The sequence below is a fragment of the Glycomyces halotolerans genome (assembly GCF_054779575.1).
Window position 1 is genome coordinate 94768 of sequence record NZ_BAAGXZ010000013.1, and the last position, 17084, is coordinate 111851.

Below are 17084 nucleotides of genomic sequence, written 5' to 3' on the forward strand. Positions count from 1 at the left end.
GGATCCGCCGGCCGTGAGACACGGCTTTGGACCAGGCGGTGTCCCTCAGCCCCGCGCGAAGGGTGGAGGCTAGCGCGCTCCGGTGTGCGCGTCGCGGCGGATGAACCGGTCGAGCACGTCGTAGGGGTAGACCTTCGGTTTCTCGCTGGCCTCGGTGAGGGTGGTGAGCTGCTCGTCGGTCAGGTCCCAGCCGGTGGCACCGAGGTTGTCGGTCAAGTGGTCCATGGTGCGAGGACCGATGATCGGCGCGGTGACGGGGTCCGAGTGGAGCAGCCAGCGGAGCGCCACCTGCGGCACCGTCTTGCCGGCCTCGGCGGCCACGGCGTGAACGGCGTCAAGGATCCGCAAGACCCGTTCATCGGTGGACATCTCCTCCCAACTTCCTCCGTCCGCGACTCGGGAGCCGGCGGGCGGGGCCTCCGTTCCGCGGGCGATGCGCCCCGACAGCCAACCGGCCTTCAGCGGGCTCCACGGCATGACGCCGATGCCCTCGTTCCGGCACACCGCCATCAGCTCCCACTCGGTCTCCCGGTCGATGAGGTTGTACAGCGGCTGCAGCGCCTCGTAGCGGGCCCAGCCATGGGCCTGCGAGAGGTCGACGGCCTTCTGCAGCTGCCAACCGGTGACGTTGCTGGCGCCGAGGTAGCGGACCTTCCCCGAGGTCACCAGGACGTCGAGTGCCGACAGCACCTCTTCCAGCGGAGCGGCGTCGTCGAAGACGTGCGTGTAGTAGACGTCGATGTAGTCGGTCTGCAGGCGGCGCAGGCTGGCTTCGACCGCGGAGAGGATGTGCTTGCGGCTGAGCCCGGTGTCGTTGGGGCCCTCGTCCATCCGGCCGTACACCTTGGTGGCGACGACCAGCTGGTCCCGGTCCCGGCCCTTCAGCCATGAGCCCAGGATGGACTCGGAGACGCCCCGGCCGTAGGCGTCGGCGGTGTCGATGAAGGTGCCGCCGGCCTCGGTGAAGGCGTCCAGGATCCGGTGGGCGGACTGCTCATCGGTGGCTTCGCCGAAGTGCATGGCGCCCAGGCACAGCTCGCTGACCTTCATGCCCGTGCGTCCGAGATAGCGGTATTCCATGTGATCCTCCAGAATGGTTTGTTTGCCCTGAGTCGGAACACTAGGACCTGGAGTGCACTCCAACGCAAGGCCATGGTGATCCATGTCACTGGATCGACAGGAGGGCGGCCGCCCACATTGGTCCGGGACTCCACCGCACCCGCTATGCGCCATCGGCGCGGAGAAGGGCATGCCGGCCACTACGGGTACTCCGGCCGCCGCGGCGAGGCCGTTACTCCGCCCCGGTCACTCGACGGCGTTGGCGGCCTGGTCGCGCAGGGAACGGACATGCTGTTCGAGGGCCATGAGCTTGCCGAACTGGCTCATGTACTCCTCTTTGTCGGTGCTCGGGTTGAGCCGCTGCAGCCGCGCCTTGAGATCGGCGACCTCGGCCTCCACGACCGGGCGTTGGATGCGCGCCAGGAGCGTCCGCACGTAGACCGCGTCCGGCTCATGGTCGAGCCGCAGTTCTTCGACCGCCAGCTCGTTCACCAGCGCCTGAGCCGCGAGCTCGGTGCAGGCCGCGGCGACAGCGGCGATCCAGTTGGGCCCGGCCGCGGCCCTCGCCGCTCCCCCGGCCGCCTCCACGGCCTCGCGCACCGCCCGGTAGTTCGGGTCCGTATACGGCGTGGCGTCCACGGCGTCGAAGTACGGACCGGCGATCTGCGGGTGCTGCAGCGCCAACTTGAGCACCTCGCGCTGGGCGCGCAGCTGCGTCGAGTCCGCCTCTCGCACCCGCTTAGGGCCCGGCGCGGCCTGCTCGGGCACCTGCCCGGCGAGCGCGCCCGCGACGGCCCGCCGCAGCTCGGCCTTGTCCTTGCCGAGCCGCCCGGCGTAGTCGCCGATGTACTCGTCCACCAGGCCCCGGTCCTTCACGCGGGCCAGCAGCGGGGCGATCGCTCGGGTCGCGTGCAGGCGGCCTTCGGCGGTGTTCAGGTCGTGTTTGGCGATCTCGTGGTCGAGGGCGAACTGGACCAGCGGCGTGTGCCGCTCGATGAGCTCGCGCACCGCCTCATCGCCCTTGTTCTGACGCAGCTCGCACGGGTCCTGGCCACCGGGGGTGACGGCGATGTAGGTCTGGGAGACGAACCGCTGCTCGGTGTCGAAGGCTTTCAGCGCGGCGCGCTGCCCGGCCTCGTCGCCGTCGAAGGTGAAGACGATGCGGCCGTTCGCGTCGTCGGAGTCGAACAGGAACCGCCGCAGGATCCGGATGTGCTCCGCGCCGAAGGCGGTGCCGCAGGTGGCGACGGCGACCGGCACCCCGGCGAGGTGGCAGGCCATGACGTCGGTGTACCCCTCGACGACGACCACCCGGCCGGTCTTGGCGATCTCACGCCGGGCCAGGTCGATCCCGTAGAGCACCTGCGACTTCTTATAGAGCGGGGTCTCGGGGGTGTTGAGGTACTTGGGGCCCTGGTCGTCCTCGAAGAGCTTCCGAGCGCCGAAGCCGATGGTCGAGCCGGACGAGTCGCGGACGGGCCATACCAGGCGGCGGCGGAAGCGGTCGATCAGGCTGCCGGAGCGCGAGGGTTTGGCGAGCCCGGCGTTGGTGAGCTCGTCGGCGTTGAATCCCTTGGAACGCAGGTGCTTGGTGAGCGCGTCCCACGCGTCGGGGGCGTAGCCGCAGCCGAAGGTCGCGGCGGCATCGCGGTCGAAGCCGCGCTCGGTCAGGAAACGGCGGGCGATCTGGGCGTCGGGCGCGAGCAGCCGGCCGGTGTAGAACTCGGCGGCGGCGGTGTGGGCCTCCAGCAGTCGCTGCTTGAGGCCCGGCTGCGCGGTGGGGCCCCGCTGGACCCGACCATCGACGTCCTCATAGGTCAGTTTAATGCCGGCGCGGGCGGCCAGCCGCTCGACCGCCTCGACGAAGGTGAGGCCGTCCAGCTCGGTGAGGAAGGTGATCGCGTCGCCGCCGACACCGCAGCCGAAGCAGTGGTAGACGCCACGAGCCGGGGTGACGTTGAAGCTCGGCGAGCGCTCGTCGTGAAAAGGGCACAGCCCCTTGAGGTTGCCGCCACCGGCGTTGCGCAGCGTGACGCGCTCGCCGATGACCTCGGCGATGTCGACTCGCTCGCGCACCAGCTGGATGTCGGCGTCTCGGATACGGCCCGCCACTGCTCACCTCACTTCGAAGACCTCGACCATTCTGCCTTCCGGGACCGACGGGCCGGCCCCGACCGGCACGGCAGTGAGACGAGTTCCGCAGAAACGTCTATCACGGGTCGCAACGGCCTGACGCCGAAGCGATTCCAGACCGTATGCCGCTCTATCATGTTCCTCAGTCGATCATTTCCCGACCACGCCTCACGGTCAGGCGGCGCAATCCGCTAGAGTCGCCTATCATGCCGGACCCATCGCCCGAGCAGCCGCCCGCCTGGCCCCCGGCCAGCGAACCGGCGGCCACACCAACCAATCCGCCCCGCATCAGAGCGCGCGGGGTGGGGCATCTGCCTTCCGCCGCGCCGGAAGAAGAGGGCGCGCCGGGCGAGACCGACCCGAACCTCCGGGGATACGAGCAGCAGCCCGCGCCGACGCCGGGCGACTACGCCGACCTCGCGCCGAGCGAACCCGCGCAGAGCACGGACTACTTCCCGCAAGAGCAGCAGCAAGAACCCGAGGCCCCGCAGCAGACCCAGGGCGAGTGGGCCCCGTCGGACATGACCGGCCAGTGGCCGCCTCCGGAGAACCAGGACTGGATCACCCAGCAGGCCCGCTCAGGCGGCTGGGGCGCCCAGAACACCGCCTGGCCGCCCGAGGGTCAGGAAGGCGCCCAGCAGGCCCCCGACGCCGGTGCGCCGTACGAGGCCGACCGCCTCCAGGCTCAGCAGGCCGCCGCGTTCCCGGCCGCTCCGCAGCAGACCGAGCAGCCCCATGCCCGGCAGGACCCGGGATTCCCCGGCGAGTCGTATCCGCCGGAGCCGCTTCCGCACCAGCGCCGGGCCGCGCCCGGCGCGACCGCGCCGCAGCCCGAGGCCCCCTCGGCGCCGCCGCAGGCCGAACCGGCGCCCGCCGAGAAGAAGGTCGTCACGCCGCCTCCGACCCACGAAGGCGTCCGCTACGCCATCTACGGCATCGGCGGCATCATCACCCTCGGCCTCATCATCGCCATCGTCGTGATGCTCGGCGGCCCGCCCGCCGACGAGCCCGCCGACGCGGACACTCAGACCGAAGGCGGCGAACCGTCCGCCGAAGCCACCGGCGAACTGACCGCCGAGCGATACGCCGAGCTCGCCGGTGCGGTCGGCACCGCGACGTGGTTCGAATGGCGCTACGGCACCCCGGGCGAGAACGCCGCCACCGAAGAACTGCCGCAGGTCGGCGGCGACGCCGTGGCCGGCGAGCCCCTGTTCGGCGAGGCCGACCGCAGCGTCCAGGGCCAGCTGGCCTACGTGACCGACGAAGCGGGTCTGTCCGGGATCGACCATGTCACCGCCGTGGAGGCCAACGACACCGCGATCGGTCTCGCACCCAGGGCGGGCGGACGGTTCTCAGAGGACGGCAGGCCCGAGCTCGAGCTGGTGGAGGGCTCCACCGCCGAGTGCGTCAGCGGCCTCGGCGGCGATCTCGGTTCGCCGGTCGCCCTCGCCCGTCCCGAGCAGAGCGGCGAGGTCAACGCCCACGCCGCGATCGTCTTCTCCAGCGGCGTCCTGGCCACCACCGGGATCAGCGGCGCGCAGGGCGGCACCTGCGTCCAACTGCCGGACGGCCACGTGCCCACCGACGTCGCGCTCACCGACGGCAACGAGCTGGCACTGGTCACCACCTGGCAGCCGGAGTCGCAGACCGGGTCGCTCGTGGTCGTGGCGCTGGCCGACAAGGCCGGCTCCTACCAGTCCAGCTGGACCGAATCCTACCCCGGCCTGCCGAACCCCGGCCACTTCGGCGCCGCCGAGACCGTCGGCACCGTCGAGCTGCCGTTCACAGCCCCGACCTCGATAGACGCCTGGTCGAACTCCTCGGGCTCGCTCTTGCTCGGCCGCGCCACGATCGAGGAGACCCCGCAGCAGGACACCGTCGCCACCGCCGGCCACGCCCTCATCGGCTCGCAGGCCGAGGGCCAGGTCGTCGTCGTCGACCTCGCCTCGACGCTGGCGGGTCTCGCCGCCCGCAACTACGAGGGCGCCGAGTTCGCCTTCGACGCGACCGCGGGCGACGTGCTCGACGTCGGCGAGGTCGCGGACGTGGCGACCGACGGCGAAACCCTCGCGGTGGCCACCGCCGACGGCATGATCCGGACCTACTCCCCCGACCTCGCCGAGGCCGACGCGGTGGAGGTCGCGGCCGGCCCGACGTGCCTGGAGCTCGGCGCGCAGAGCGGCGAGTTCATCGTCACCAGCCGCGGCGACGCCACGGTCCGCTGGGTCTCCGGCGGCCAGGTCACCGGGGAGCTGAGCGACGCGCGCCTGACCGACCCGGTGTGCGCCTCCGAGACGCCGAACCTCGACGTCGCCGACTACCCGGCCAATGCCACGGTGCTGCTGGTCAGCGACTATTCCGGGCAGGCGCTGCACTCCTACCTCATCGGAGAGGCGACCTTGGCCGGCGGCGGCTCGGTCGGCGGCGACGGGTTCGCCTACGGCGGTTCCTACGGCGTCTCCGGCAATCCGTTCGACGCGTCGGTCACGCTGGACTTGGAGTAGTGCGGGACCGCTGGAATAATCGAGCGGTGACCAAGCAGCTCTCGTTCGCGGACAGGCCCGCACTGCGCTTCTCGTCGACCGGCGCGCCGGTCGACCCGCCGGTGGTGCTGGCGCCCATGGCCGGTATCACCAACCTGCCGTTCCGCAAGCTCTGCCGCGAGCAGAGTCAAGTTACGGCTCGCAAGCGTCGCCGAGAGGGCGCGGGAATCTACGTGTGCGAGATGATCACGACCGCCGCGCTGGTCGAGCGCAACCCCAAGACGATGCGGCTGATCGAGTTCGACGCCGACGAGGAGACCCGGAGCCTGCAGCTGTACGGCGTCGACCCCGTCGGCATGCGCCGCGCGGTCGAGATGGTGGTCGAGGAGGACCTCGCCGACCACATCGACCTCAACTTCGGGTGCCCGGTGCCGAAGGTGACCCGCCGCGGCGGAGGCTCGGCGCTGCCGTGGAAGCGGCAGCTGTTCCGCGAGATCGTCACCGCCGCGGTGCGGACCGCCGCCCCGGCCGGCGTCCCGGTCACGGTGAAGATGCGCAAGGGCATCGACGACGACCACCTCACCTATCTTGACGCCGGAAAGATCGCCGAGGACGCGGGCGTGGCCTGGGTGGCCCTTCATGGGCGCACCGCCGCCGAACGCTACTCCGGCACCGCCGACTGGGAGGCCATCGCGAAGCTCAAGGAGGCGCTCGAGGTCCCGGTGCTCGGCAACGGCGACATCTGGGAGGCCGACGACGCGCTGCGCATGGTCGAGCAGACCGGATGCGACGGGGTCGTGGTCGGGCGCGGGTGCCTGGGCCGCCCGTGGCTGTTCGGCGACCTCGAGGCCGCCTTCGACGGACGCGACGACCGGCGCCTGCCCAGGCTCGGCGAGGTGGCGGCGGTCATGGCGAGGCACGCGTCACTGCTGGTCGACTGGATCGCGAACGCCGAGTCGTTCGAGGCGAGGCGCAACATCTCGGCCGAGGAGCACGGCTGCAAGGAGTTCCGCAAGCACGTGGCCTGGTATCTCAAGGGCTTCCCCGTGGGCGGCGAGCTGCGCCGGGCCCTGTCGATGGTCTCCAGCCTCGCCGAGCTGGACGACCTGCTGGGGAAGCTCGACGCCGACGCGCCGTTCCCCGAGCAGACTCTCGGCAAGCCGCGCGGCCGGACCAACAGCCCCGGCAAAGTCACGCTGCCGGAGGGCTGGCTCGACGACCGCGACGACCGCACGGTTCCCGAGGGCGCCGAACTCGACACCTCCGGCGGTTGACGTCCTCCCGGCCTTCGGGCCGGGGATTCCTACCACCCGCAAGCCTGCGGGTCTCGGTGGGTTCCTGCTTCGACCCGCTGCGCCTGGCTGCCCAGGTCTTACCGGCGGTCCACAGGCGTTTTACCTGTCCGTCCGCCCGGCGGCCAGGATATTCCTCGCGGCGTTGACGTCCCTGTCATGACACGTGCCGCACGCGAAGCAGGTCCATTCGCGGACGCTGAGCGGTTTGGGTCCGTCCTTGATCCCGCAGGCCGAGCACGTCTGGCTCGACGGGAGCCACCGGTCGACTTTCGCGAAGTCGCGTCCGTGGAGGGCGGCTTTGTATTCGAGCATGTGCACGAACGCCGACCATCCGGCATCGTGCACGCTCTTGGCCAGCCCGGTCCGGGCGAGACCGCACACCGCGAGGTCTTCGACGTACACCGCTTGGCTGTCGCGGATGATCTGCGTCGATACCTGGTGGTGCCAGTCACGCCGGGCATCGGCGACCTTGGCGTGCTGCCGAGCGAGTTTCGCTCGGGCCTTGGCCCGGTTCTTCGAGCCTTGCTCCTTGCGCGCAAGCGCACGCTGGTCAACTCGCTCAAGGGCGTCTCCGCGCGCAGACTCCGGTACGAGTTCACCGGCCGCATCAATCGGGCGATCATGCACGGGCACTTCTGGTCCCCGTCGTACTTCGCCGCCTCCTGCGGCGGCGCTCCCCTTTCGATCATCCGACAGGGCTTTCACGCCAACGACCGGTAACTCCTTCGGGGTCTGGCCGTACTTCTTGTAGAACTTCGCGACCCGGCCCTGCTCGGCCAGTACGCGGCTCTTCCCGGTCCAGAACGGGTGGGAGGCCGACGAGATCTGCACGTCGATCACCGGATAGGTGTTGCCGTCCTCCCACTCGACCGTCTCGTTCGAGTCGAGGGTCGAACGGGTGAGGAAGGCGTAGTCGGCGGCCCGGTCGCGGAACACCACGTAGTGGTAGTCCGGGTGGATGTCCTGTTTCATGGCGATCTCACTCCTCGTGGTCCCTGGGCTCGGATCAACCCTCCGACAACCGGGGAAATTCCCGCCGCGCCGCGCCGCCAAACTCGGCCGTCCGGCGGGGCGACGGCCGTGACGGTCCTGGCCGCCGCAGGCGTGGAGCAGGCGATATGGCTCACAGGCACCGATTGCCGGATATGGGCTGGACGCGCTGGCAGGCAAGGGGTCAGGGCCGAGATCGTCTCGTGAATCGGCGTGCGACTTCCGAGTGGAAACGCTATCCTTGTTCAGGCGAGCGTGCTGTGATGCTGCTCTCAGTCACGAAACTGTGTGAGCATCTTCTGCGTTTAGCTCGTTGAACGAAGGAGTGAATGAAACCCATGGCTCAACAAACGGAGACCGCCTCGATCGAGGCGAACGAATCGGACCTCGCCGACGAATCATCTACCGTCCAGATCCCGACCAGTCCAGCATCCCTGTGGACGTCGGTCAGCAAGGTCCACTACTCCGTCACCCACACCGGCGAATGCGATGACGCGGCTCTGATCAGCTGCGACTGCGTCGTCCGCACCGACTAGCGACGCCCGCCCTCAATCGACCGCGGCCATCGTCCGGCACCGCTGGTCGTACCGCGATCCCGGTATCAGCTCCACCCCGCCGTCGTGGTCGAAGAAGCCGTACATGCCGTCGACCCAGAGGGCGCAGCTCAATGTCGTCTCGCGGGTGCCGCCGCCCGGCTCGGCGAGGGTCGCCTCGACCTCTACGCTGCCGGGGCGGGCCGTCACCAGCTCGTATCCGCGGCCGCCGCTGAGATTCCATTGCAAGACGGCCGCCTCGGGGTAGGCCGTGATCGTCCACGCGGCATCGTCGGCGATGGACACCGCATCGCCCGTCCCGGGCGGGTACGCGAACGGGCAGCCCGCCGAGGCCGAACCCGCGGCGCAGGCGTCGAAGTACTCCCGGACCCGTTCGTCGAGGGCCGCGATTCCGTGGTCGCTGGCCACGGGCCAGGGCGCGGAGAGCGATTCGCGCGGCATGGGCGACCCCAGCGGAATCGACCGGTTCCCCAGGGCCAGGACCTGCGGTTCCTCCGTTTCCAGCGTCGGCGGTGCCGACCGGTAGAACTCGTAGAGGCCCGGCAGGAGACGCAGGGTCATCGGCTCGTCGGATTCGACGACGACGCCGTTCACGTCGATGAATTCGAGCGTTTCGGCGTAGAACTCGGCGGTGCTGATGCCGCCGACGATGACGGCGTCCTCGCCGTCCTCGAAGAGCACGGTCAGCCGATTGCCCAGGCGGGTGCCGTCGTGGGCGACGATCTCGACGTAGACCTTGGCCACCATGGACCCGGTTCGAGGGTTCTGCTCGTACTGGACCTGGGCGATCTCGGCGATCTCCCACCGCTCGTCGAGGGCCTCGGGAACGAGGAAGTAGTCCACCTCCGGCACGTCGCCGATCATGTCGAGCGCGGCGTCGACGTCGCCGCCCCGCACGGACTCGAGGAATTCTCGGACGACGTGCTCGGCGGAGGAGGGGTTGGCCGGCAGCCACTTCCATACGGCGACCGATCCCGCCGCGAGCGTGATGAGCACCGCGGCGAGCGCCAAGACGGCGTTGGGAATCCGCGGGCGCCGCCTCGGCTCGGGATCCGGGTCGGGGTCGCCGTCGAGATCGATGTGGATCTCCGGATCGTGCGGCGGTGTCTGCGGATCGGACACCATTACCCCCGGGTGTGCGGCTGCTAGTTTGAAGATCGAGTCTAGCGAAGCCGAGAAGGATGCCCATGCGCCCAACGCACCGTGCAGCGGCCGCCGTATCGGCGGTGCGGGACGTGGCGGTGCGGGTGCATCGCAGGACCGAGCACCTGCCGCGCCTGCCGTTCGCGGCGGCGTTGGCGATCGCCGTCGTCCTGCTGGCGGCGGCGGTCGAGAGCGGGCCGGACCCGGCCGATCGGAACCGGGAGGTCGCGGAGATGGCGCTGCCGGACTTCGGCGCCCTCTACGACGAGCTGCTGGCCGAGCGCCCGGCCGAGATCGAGATCGTCGAGTACGGATTCGGTGTCATCGTCGACCCCGAAGGGACCGAACGTATCAGCGTGGGGGCGGTCTTGCGCAATCCGACGGAGGGTCCGGTCGCGCTGGGGCGGCTGACGGTCACCGGTACGGGTCGTGCCGATCCCCCTCGCCTCGACTCTCGCACGATGGCGGCCGGGGCCGAAGCGTACTTCGGACACGTCCTGTCGCTCTCCCCCGACCAAGTGGAACTCGACCGGCTCGGCCTCGCGCTCGAGGATCCGCGCTCCCTGGTGTTCGATACGGACGACCCGCTCGCGGAACTGGTCTTCGGCCCGGCCGACTTCGAGCGACCCGAGGTGCGGATCGTCGAGGTGGTCCCGTTGGCGGTTCCGGAGGGGCATCGCGTGGTGTTCGAGGTCGAAGTCGAGCCGACCGAGTACAGCCACGTCACCGGCCTCAACGTCGACCTGGTGTTTCGGGATGAGGAGGGCCGCATAGTCGGCGGACTCCCGGTCGACGGCGAGCCGTTCAACGTCTACGAACAGGGCTCGCGGTGGGCGCCGGAGGGCGTCTCGGTGCACCACTTCGACCTGGCCGCGCACATGATCCCGGCCGACGCCGACCTCGACCGGATCCAGATCGGTCCCGGGATCTAGTGAGGAACGTGGCCGCCCTGACTTCGACGGGCTCTGAGCCGAGCGGCGACTTGGCCGATGCGCACTGTCAGTCGATCACCGTCGCCGAGGCGCAGGTCCGCTCGGGGTGCCACTGGAGGGTGAGATCGCCTTCGGCGCCGAAGGAGACGGTCCCTCCGTCCACGTGGACGTCGCAGCCGATCGTGATCGTCTCCGGGCCGTCCGCTCCGGCGACGGTCACCTCGATGCGGACCTCACCGGGGACTCTGGTCACCAAGCCGACGCCGTCGGACGCGAACAGGTGGGGGTCCTTCGCGGCGACCGGGTAGGAGGCGATCTCCCACGTTCCGGCGGCACTGATCCGCTCGTCCTCGGGCAGCGCGAACGGGCAGTGTTCCACCGGGGCGTCGACGCAGCCGTCGAGACGGTCTTCGATCAGGCCGTTGACGGTGTCCCATCCCGATTCCGAGACGTCCAGCCCCGGCGACTGCAGACCGTCGGTCTGAACGGGGAAGTCCTCCAGCCGGACTTGGTCGCCGAGGACGAGTGCGGTGGTCGGGGTCGCCTCGAACGGCTCAGGCAGCGGCCGGTCGAGTCTGTACAGTCCGGGCAGCAGCGAGAGGTCGAGCGCGGGATCGAGTCGGTCCATCGGAACGCCGTTGAGTTCGACGCCGGGCCCGGAGGACGAGTAGTGGCCGAGCCTGCCGACGCCGTGGTGGAGTCGGGCCTGGTCGCCGTCGTACTCCACGGCGTACCGGTGGCCCACGCGCATGCCGTTGTACGCCTCGATCTCGGCGTACACCTCGGCGCTCCGGTTCCCGGTGTCGTCCTCGAGGTAGGAGACCTGCGCGACCGTGACGATCTTCCATCGGGTGTCCAAGACGTCGGCGGCGAGCAGGCCCCTGTCGGCGCCGTCCGGTTCGGCCAGTTCCAGCGCCCGGTCCACCTCGCCGCTCTGGACGGCGTTCAGGAACTCGAGGACCGCGGTCTCGGCGGCGGGCCGGCCCCAGGGGTGCCATTTGAGCACCGCGACGGTTCCGGCCGCGAGCAGCAGGACGGCGGCCGCGAAGGCCAGTGCGGTGTTCGGTACCCGGATCGTGCGGAAGCGGGGCTCGGGCTCGCGGTCGGTTTCGACCGCTACGTCGAGGCGGATCTGGCCCGGCTCTGGGGGATCGGGCAAAACAGCTCCTCGGCTCGGGCTTGCTATCGTGGCAACTCATTCTAGCGATTGAATGAAGGTCCCTCATGCCACTGCCGAGCGCGGCGCGCGTCAACCGGCTCGCCCCGATGCCGTTCTGGGTCGGTCTGGCGGTGGCGGCGCTGCTGCTGGCGGCGGCGTTCGACTACGGGCGCTTCGGTCCGGAGGACCGCGTCTCCACGGTCGAGGAGCTCGAGCAGTCGGGGCTCGGCGGAGCCGACGAGTCACCGCCGGAGTGGGTCGAGGCCGACGTCGCGATCGCCGAGTCCGGCTTCGGAACGGTCACCGACGAGACCGGCGAGGAGCTCGGCACGGTCGGCGCGATCCTGCGGAACACCGGCGACAAACCCGCGAACGTCACGCTCGAGGTGCTTTCCGAGCTCTCCTCGAACAACGTCATCGTCCACGCGGACTACCAACTCGGTCTGCTGCCTCCCGGCGAGGACGTCTACCTGGGGGGGAACTTCCCGTTGAGCGGGAGCCGACCGCCTCCCGAACTGCGGCTCCGCATGACCGAGGCGAGCTCGTACGCCTCGGTGCCGGAGTTCTTCAGAGATCTCGAGCCGGTGCCCGCGGTCGAGCTCATCGGCACCGTTCCGCTGTTCAGCCCGCCCGGGACGAGAGTCGAGTTCGAGACCGAGGCGTTCGCCGGCGAGACCGCGTGGACCGCGGCGCTTCTGTTCCGCGATGCGGACGGGGAGATAGTCGGCGGCATGCCGGCGACGCTCAGGCCGCTGGCGGGCGACGGCGTGTGGACGCAGCCGCTGCTCGAGGGCCGCTCGGTCCACCACACGGACGTCCCCGAGCGGCTCATACCGGAAGGGGCCGACCTCGACCGGATCGAAGTCGGCCCCTCGCTGAACTTCTGAGGCGCTACAGGCGCTCGAGCAGGTAGCGCTCGACCTGGTCGATCGCCACCCGCTCCTGCTTCATCGAGTCGCGGTCCCGGATGGTCACGGCTTGGTCCTCGAGGGTGTCGAAGTCGACCGTGATGCAGTACGGGGTGCCGATCTCGTCGGCGCGGCGGTAGCGGCGGCCGATGGCGCCGGCGTCGTCGAAGTCGACGTTCCAGCGCTTGCGGAGCACCGCGGCCAGGTCCTTGGCCTTCGGCGAGAGCTTCTCGTTGCGGCTCAACGGCAGCACCGCGGCCTTGACGGGAGCCAGGCGCGGGTCGAACCGCATCACGGTGCGCTTGTCGACCCCGCCCTTGGTGTTCGGGGCCTCGTCGACGTCGTAGGCCTCGAGCAGGAAGGCGAGCACCGACCTGGTCAGTCCCGCCGCGGGCTCGATGACGTACGGGGTCCAGCGCTCGCCCTTGGCCTGGTCGAAGTACGACAGATCGGCGCCCGAGTGGGAGGCGTGCGTCGACAGGTCGAAGTCGGTGCGGTTGGCGACGCCCTCGAGCTCGCCGAACTCGCTGCCGCCGAAACCGAAGCGGTACTCGATGTCGACGGTGCGCTTGGAGTAGTGGCTGAGCTTGTCCTTGGGGTGCTCGTAGCGCCGCAGGTTCGTCTCCGACAGGCCGAGGTCGACGTACCAGTTCCAGCGCTCCTGGAGCCAGTACTCGTGCCAATCCTCGTCGGTGCCCGGCTCGACGAAGAACTCCATCTCCATCTGCTCGAACTCGCGGGTGCGGAAGATGAAGTTCCCCGGCGTGATCTCGTTGCGGAACGACTTGCCGGTCTGCGCGATGCCGAACGGCGGCTTCTTGCGCGCCGAGGTCATCACGTTGGTGAAGTTCACGAAGATGCCCTGGGCGGTCTCCGGGCGCAGGAAGTGCTCGTTCTCGGAGTCCTCGACCGGGCCCAGGAAGGTCTTCATCAGGCCGTTGAACATGCGGGGCTCGGTGAAGGAGCCGCGGGCGCCGCAGTGCGGGCAGGCGAGGTCGGCCAGGCCGCCTTCGGGCTCGCGGCCGTCGTGCTTTTCCTGGTAGGCCTCGATGAGGTGGTCGGCGCGGAAGCGCTTGTGGCAGGACTGGCACTCGGTGAGCGGGTCGGTGAACTCCTTGACGTGGCCGCTGGCCTCCCAGACCTGGCGGTTGAGGACCACGGCGGAGTCGAGTCCGACCACGTCGTCCCGGCTGCGGACCATCGCGTTCCACCACTCGCGGCGGATGTTCTCCTTGAGCTCCACGCCGAGCGGTCCGTAATCCCAAGCCGAGCGGGTGCCTCCGTAGATCTCCGAGCTGGGGAAGACGAAGCCGCGGCGTTTGGACAGGCTGATGAGCGCGTCGGTACGGTCTTGGGACACGATGATTCCTCTCGATCCGGCTGGCGGTCGGTGAGACTGCGAAAAAGTTCTCAGAACAGATACTGTTCGAATGTCGGTGACCGGTCAAACCGGTTCGCAACGGGCAAGAACCGCTGCGGTCACCGCTGAGCAAGCCTACCTCGGGACGGGCAGGTGACTACCGGCCCCCTTGGCGCAGATCCGCCAGATGCTGCTCGAACCCCTCGCGGGCCTCGGTGTGCTCCGGCCCGGCCAGCCAGGACAGCGCGTCCTCTCCCACCGCCACCGCTCCGGGCACGTCGCCGAGCTCCGACAGCAGCCACATCGTCTGGTGCGCGGTCAAGCTCGCCCGCTCCAGCATCAGCCGCCCGTCCCGGAACACCGCCAGCGCCCGCCGCTGCAGGTCGAGCACCGGCTCGGCCTCCTCGCGCCGCAGGCCCGCCTCGCCGGCCTGGCTCTCGAGGAACTGGAAGGTGAGCTGGGCGTGCTGGCGGAAGGTCTCGCCGAGTTCGAACCGGCAGGTCTCCTTGACCGGTCCGGGGGCGTCGGGGTCGGAGCGGACGGCTTGCAGCCGGGCGGCGAGCTGGGCCATAGTCTGCAGTCCCTCGCCGAACGCGGCGTCGCCGGAGACCGAGCGGAGGAGCCAGACGCGGGCGCGGCTGACCCGGGTCCAGGAGGTGAGGTCGCCGAGCGCTTCGGCGGCCTCGGCGGCACGCGTGTAGACCTCGAGCGCGTGGTCGTGCTCGCCGAGCTTCTCGAGCAGCTCTCCGGTGAGGAAGAGCGTGTCGGCGTAGAGGCGGGCGGTGTAGTCGTCCTCGGCGGCTTCCATGAGCGCCAGCGCGGCGAGCCCGTGTTCGACGGCCTGCCGGGTGTCGTCGAGCTTGTCGTAGGACTCGGCGAGGTTGAACCGGATGTTGCACTCCCGCCAGACCTCGGACTCGGGCAGGTCGGTGAGCGCGGCTTCGAGGACGGGGACTGCTTCGGCGCGACGGTCCTGCTCGACCAGGGCGACGCCCATGAGGTGGCGGGCGATGGCGGCGGGGACGGTCATGCCTGCGGCGTCGCAGTGCACCGAGGCTTGGAGGGCGTGCTCGTAGGTGGCGGGGTGGTCGCCCAGGCGCATGGAGAACTCGGCGGCCTGGAGGTGGAGTTTGGCGGCGATGCCGCGGCCGGGTTCGGGGCCGAGGGCGGCGATGCCTTCGCGGGTGGCCTCGAGGGCGGCCTCGAATTCGCCGGTGAGGGCGATCTGGTCGGCCAGGTCGGCGTTGGCGCGGGCGACGGCCCAGTCGGCTTCGGCGGTCCTGGCGAGGGCGAGGCCGGCGCGCAGCAGCGCGGTCTTGCTCTCGGTCTCGCAGGTGAGACGGGCGCGCAGGTCGGCGAGGTCGCAGCGGCGGATGACGGCCCAGCGGACCCCGGGGAGCCGGCTCAGCCGCTCGTCGAGGTCGGCGGCGCGTTCGTCGAGGTCGGCGGGGATGCGGGCGGGATCGTCGCCGGCGGCGATGTACTCGGCTCGGAGACAGAGCACCTGGCTGGTGTTGAAGCTGCGGTCGTCGATGCGCTGTTCGGAGCGGAGGACGTGGGCGGTGTCGACGATGCGGGCTGCGCCGTCGCGGATCCGGTCGGGTTCGCGTTCGGCCAGGTGCATGAGGGCGAAGGCGTCGGCGACGAGGGCGCGTCCGGGCTGAGAGGCGACGTTGAACAGTTCGGAGGCGCGGGCGAGTCCTCGCAGGATCGTGTCGGGGTCGTCGGCTTCGGCGGCTTCGGCGTGGGCGATCTCGGCGCGGTGCTCGGCGATGAGTTCGATGCCGAGGGAGTCGGCGATGGCGCCGACGCGCAGCCAGGTCTTCCAGGTGTCGGCCGAGCAGCTGTCGTAGGCGGCGTAGGCGGCGTCGATGGCCTTGTCGAGGTCGAGGCTCTCGACGGTGTCGGCGGCCGGGGGCGCGGCGGGCGCCTTCTTGCGGATCGCTTTGAGTCCCAGTTGGACCGGTTCGCGGTAGGGGATGGCTTCGGCGACGGCCCGGGAACGCTTGGAGTGGTGGTCGCTGCCGTTGCGGGCGTCGAATTCGGCGACGATGTCCCGGCGCTGGGTCTCGGCCCAGTCGTGGAGGTCGGCGGCGGTCCACTGGCGGTCGCCGGGGCCGCGGATCTCGGTGTCTGCGAAGCCGAGGGCGGTGAGGCGCCTGCAGGCCAGGACGGTGACTTCGAGCAGGCTCTGGCGTTCGCGGACGGCGAGGTCGAGTTCGAAGAAGCGGGCGTGTTCGGCGAGGATCTCGACGGCGCGGGCCTCGTTGCCGGTGAGGGCGCAGAACTGGACGTGGAGGGCGATCATGCGGACCATGTCCTCCTTGCCCCGGCACATCATGTAGCCGCGCAAGTGGTTGGCCCGCGCTTCGGCGGGGCGGGCGAGTTCGACCAGCGGGAGCAGTGACAGCGCCAGGGCGTAGTGGGGCTCGTGGGCGCAGGCGTACTCGCCGGCCAGGACGGGTTCGAGCAGTTCCATGGTGACTTCGGCGCTGTCCTCTTCGGCGTGGAAGACGATGGTGGCCAGGGAGGTGTACTGGCAGGCGGTGCAGTCGCTCATCTCGTCCTCCTCGGCTTCGCCGAGGGCTTCGATGGCGGCGGCGACGCGGTCGTAGTCGCCGATGCGGAAGGCCAGTTCCATTTCGTAGGCGTGGACGGCGTGCATGGAGTATCCGGCCTCGGCGTAGCGGCGGCGCATCTCCGAGAGCCAGTGCTCGATCGATTCGAGGGGCACGTCGGGCCGCTCGATCATCTGGTCGACGATCCATTTGAAGGTCCAGTACAGGGACCTGGTGAGGTAGGCGTCGAAGTGCTCGGGCCGGGAGTCGAAATTGCGCAGGAGCCGGGCGAACGGGACGAGGATCCGGGTGGAGTCGCGGGAGAACTCGTAGGCGTCGACCAGGCCGTTGAGGGCGTAGTTGACCAGTTCCGGCTCCCCTACGGCGTCGGCCGCCTCCACCGCCCGTTCGAGCGCCGCGACCTTCGCCTCGCTCGCCTCTTCGAAGCGGGCCTCGTTGAGCAGTCGCCAGATCTCGTCGGGGTCGGGAGTGACCATGTTCGTCCTTTGT

12 protein-coding genes and 2 pseudogenes are annotated in these 17084 nt (G+C 69.9%); 6 read left to right on the forward strand and 8 right to left on the reverse strand.

All coding sequences use genetic code 11. The annotated features are described in order from the left end of the window. Positions 1-69: 69 nt before the first annotated feature. On the reverse strand, positions 70-1080 hold the full coding sequence (locus ACYVL2_RS12615; protein WP_460543773.1) for an aldo/keto reductase: 1011 nt from the start codon (positions 1078-1080) through the stop codon (positions 70-72). Positions 1081-1305: 225 nt separating this feature from the next. Next, positions 1306-3171 (reverse strand): DNA primase, encoded by a 1866-nt coding sequence (gene dnaG / locus ACYVL2_RS12620; RefSeq protein WP_460543775.1) that lies wholly within the window; start codon positions 3169-3171, stop codon positions 1306-1308. Between the two features lie 227 nt (positions 3172-3398). Here dnaG and ACYVL2_RS12625 point away from each other — a divergent pair, with 227 nt between their 5' ends. Then, positions 3399-5696 carry a hypothetical protein gene (locus tag ACYVL2_RS12625; protein WP_460543777.1) on the forward strand — a complete coding sequence of 766 codons (2298 nt, stop codon included), beginning with the start codon at positions 3399-3401 and terminating at the stop codon, positions 5694-5696. A 62-nt stretch (positions 5697-5758) separates the two neighbouring features. After that, the gene (dusB, locus tag ACYVL2_RS12630) at positions 5759-6949 is read left to right on the forward strand and encodes a tRNA dihydrouridine synthase DusB (protein WP_460543817.1); all 1191 of its coding nucleotides are present in this window, start codon (positions 5759-5761) and stop codon (positions 6947-6949) included. Positions 6950-7069: 120 nt separating this feature from the next. Here dusB and ACYVL2_RS12635 read toward each other — a convergent pair whose 3' ends face one another. Further along, the gene (locus ACYVL2_RS12635) at positions 7070-7597 is read right to left on the reverse strand and encodes an RNA-guided endonuclease InsQ/TnpB family protein (RefSeq protein ID WP_460543818.1); all 528 of its coding nucleotides are present in this window, start codon (positions 7595-7597) and stop codon (positions 7070-7072) included. Between ACYVL2_RS12635 and ACYVL2_RS12640 the strand changes: the two are divergent. Beyond that, positions 7517-7690: pseudogene (locus ACYVL2_RS12640) on the forward strand (transposase); the annotation flags it as partial. The gene ACYVL2_RS12635 and the pseudogene ACYVL2_RS12640 sit on opposite strands and share 81 nt — an antisense overlap. Before the next feature lie 24 nt (positions 7691-7714). Here ACYVL2_RS12640 and ACYVL2_RS12645 read toward each other — a convergent pair. Beyond that, positions 7715-7942: pseudogene (locus ACYVL2_RS12645) on the reverse strand (type B 50S ribosomal protein L31); the annotation flags it as partial. Between the two features lie 356 nt (positions 7943-8298). On the opposite strand from ACYVL2_RS12645, the gene ACYVL2_RS12650 reads away from it, so the two are divergent. Next, positions 8299-8496, forward strand: a complete 198-nt coding sequence (locus ACYVL2_RS12650; protein WP_460543779.1) for a hypothetical protein — start codon at positions 8299-8301, stop codon at positions 8494-8496. A gap of 12 nt (positions 8497-8508) precedes the next feature. On the opposite strand, the gene ACYVL2_RS12655 is transcribed toward ACYVL2_RS12650, so the two are convergent. Beyond that, positions 8509-9636 (reverse strand): hypothetical protein, encoded by a 1128-nt coding sequence (locus tag ACYVL2_RS12655; RefSeq protein ID WP_460543781.1) that lies wholly within the window; start codon positions 9634-9636, stop codon positions 8509-8511. 65 nt (positions 9637-9701) lie between these two features. Between ACYVL2_RS12655 and ACYVL2_RS12660 the strand changes: the two genes are divergently transcribed. After that, a complete protein-coding gene (locus ACYVL2_RS12660) occupies positions 9702-10589 on the forward strand; it encodes a hypothetical protein (protein WP_460543783.1) in 888 nt (295 codons plus the stop codon). 67 nt (positions 10590-10656) lie between these two features. On the opposite strand, the gene ACYVL2_RS12665 is transcribed toward ACYVL2_RS12660, so the two are convergent. After that, positions 10657-11748, reverse strand: coding sequence for a hypothetical protein (locus ACYVL2_RS12665; protein WP_460543785.1), 1092 nt, complete (start codon positions 11746-11748; stop codon positions 10657-10659). Positions 11749-11813: 65 nt separating this feature from the next. Here ACYVL2_RS12665 and ACYVL2_RS12670 point away from each other — a divergent pair, with 65 nt between their 5' ends. Then, positions 11814-12635, forward strand: coding sequence for a hypothetical protein (locus tag ACYVL2_RS12670; RefSeq protein ID WP_460543787.1), 822 nt, complete (start codon positions 11814-11816; stop codon positions 12633-12635). Positions 12636-12639: 4 nt separating this feature from the next. Here ACYVL2_RS12670 and ACYVL2_RS12675 read toward each other — a convergent pair whose 3' ends face one another. Beyond that, on the reverse strand, positions 12640-14016 hold the full coding sequence (locus ACYVL2_RS12675; protein ID WP_460543789.1) for a glycine--tRNA ligase: 1377 nt from the start codon (positions 14014-14016) through the stop codon (positions 12640-12642). 157 nt (positions 14017-14173) lie between these two features. Further along, the gene (locus tag ACYVL2_RS12680) at positions 14174-17071 is read right to left on the reverse strand and encodes a tetratricopeptide repeat protein (protein ID WP_460543791.1); all 2898 of its coding nucleotides are present in this window, start codon (positions 17069-17071) and stop codon (positions 14174-14176) included. Between the last annotated feature and the right edge of the window lie 13 nt (positions 17072-17084).

Bases quoted from the DNA above. Each gene is read 5' to 3' on its own strand.
- ACYVL2_RS12660 (WP_460543783.1), top strand. From the start codon at position 9,702: ATGCGCCCAACGCACCGTGCAGCGGCCGCCGTATCGGCGGTGCGGGAC.
- ACYVL2_RS12615 (WP_460543773.1), bottom strand. From the start codon at position 1,080: ATGGAATACCGCTATCTCGGACGCACGGGCATGAAGGTCAGCGAGCTG.
- ACYVL2_RS12670 (WP_460543787.1), top strand. From the start codon at position 11,814: ATGCCACTGCCGAGCGCGGCGCGCGTCAACCGGCTCGCCCCGATGCCG.
- ACYVL2_RS12680 (WP_460543791.1), bottom strand. From the start codon at position 17,071: ATGGTCACTCCCGACCCCGACGAGATCTGGCGACTGCTCAACGAGGCC.
- ACYVL2_RS12650 (WP_460543779.1), top strand. From the start codon at position 8,299: ATGGCTCAACAAACGGAGACCGCCTCGATCGAGGCGAACGAATCGGAC.
- ACYVL2_RS12625 (WP_460543777.1), top strand. From the start codon at position 3,399: ATGCCGGACCCATCGCCCGAGCAGCCGCCCGCCTGGCCCCCGGCCAGC.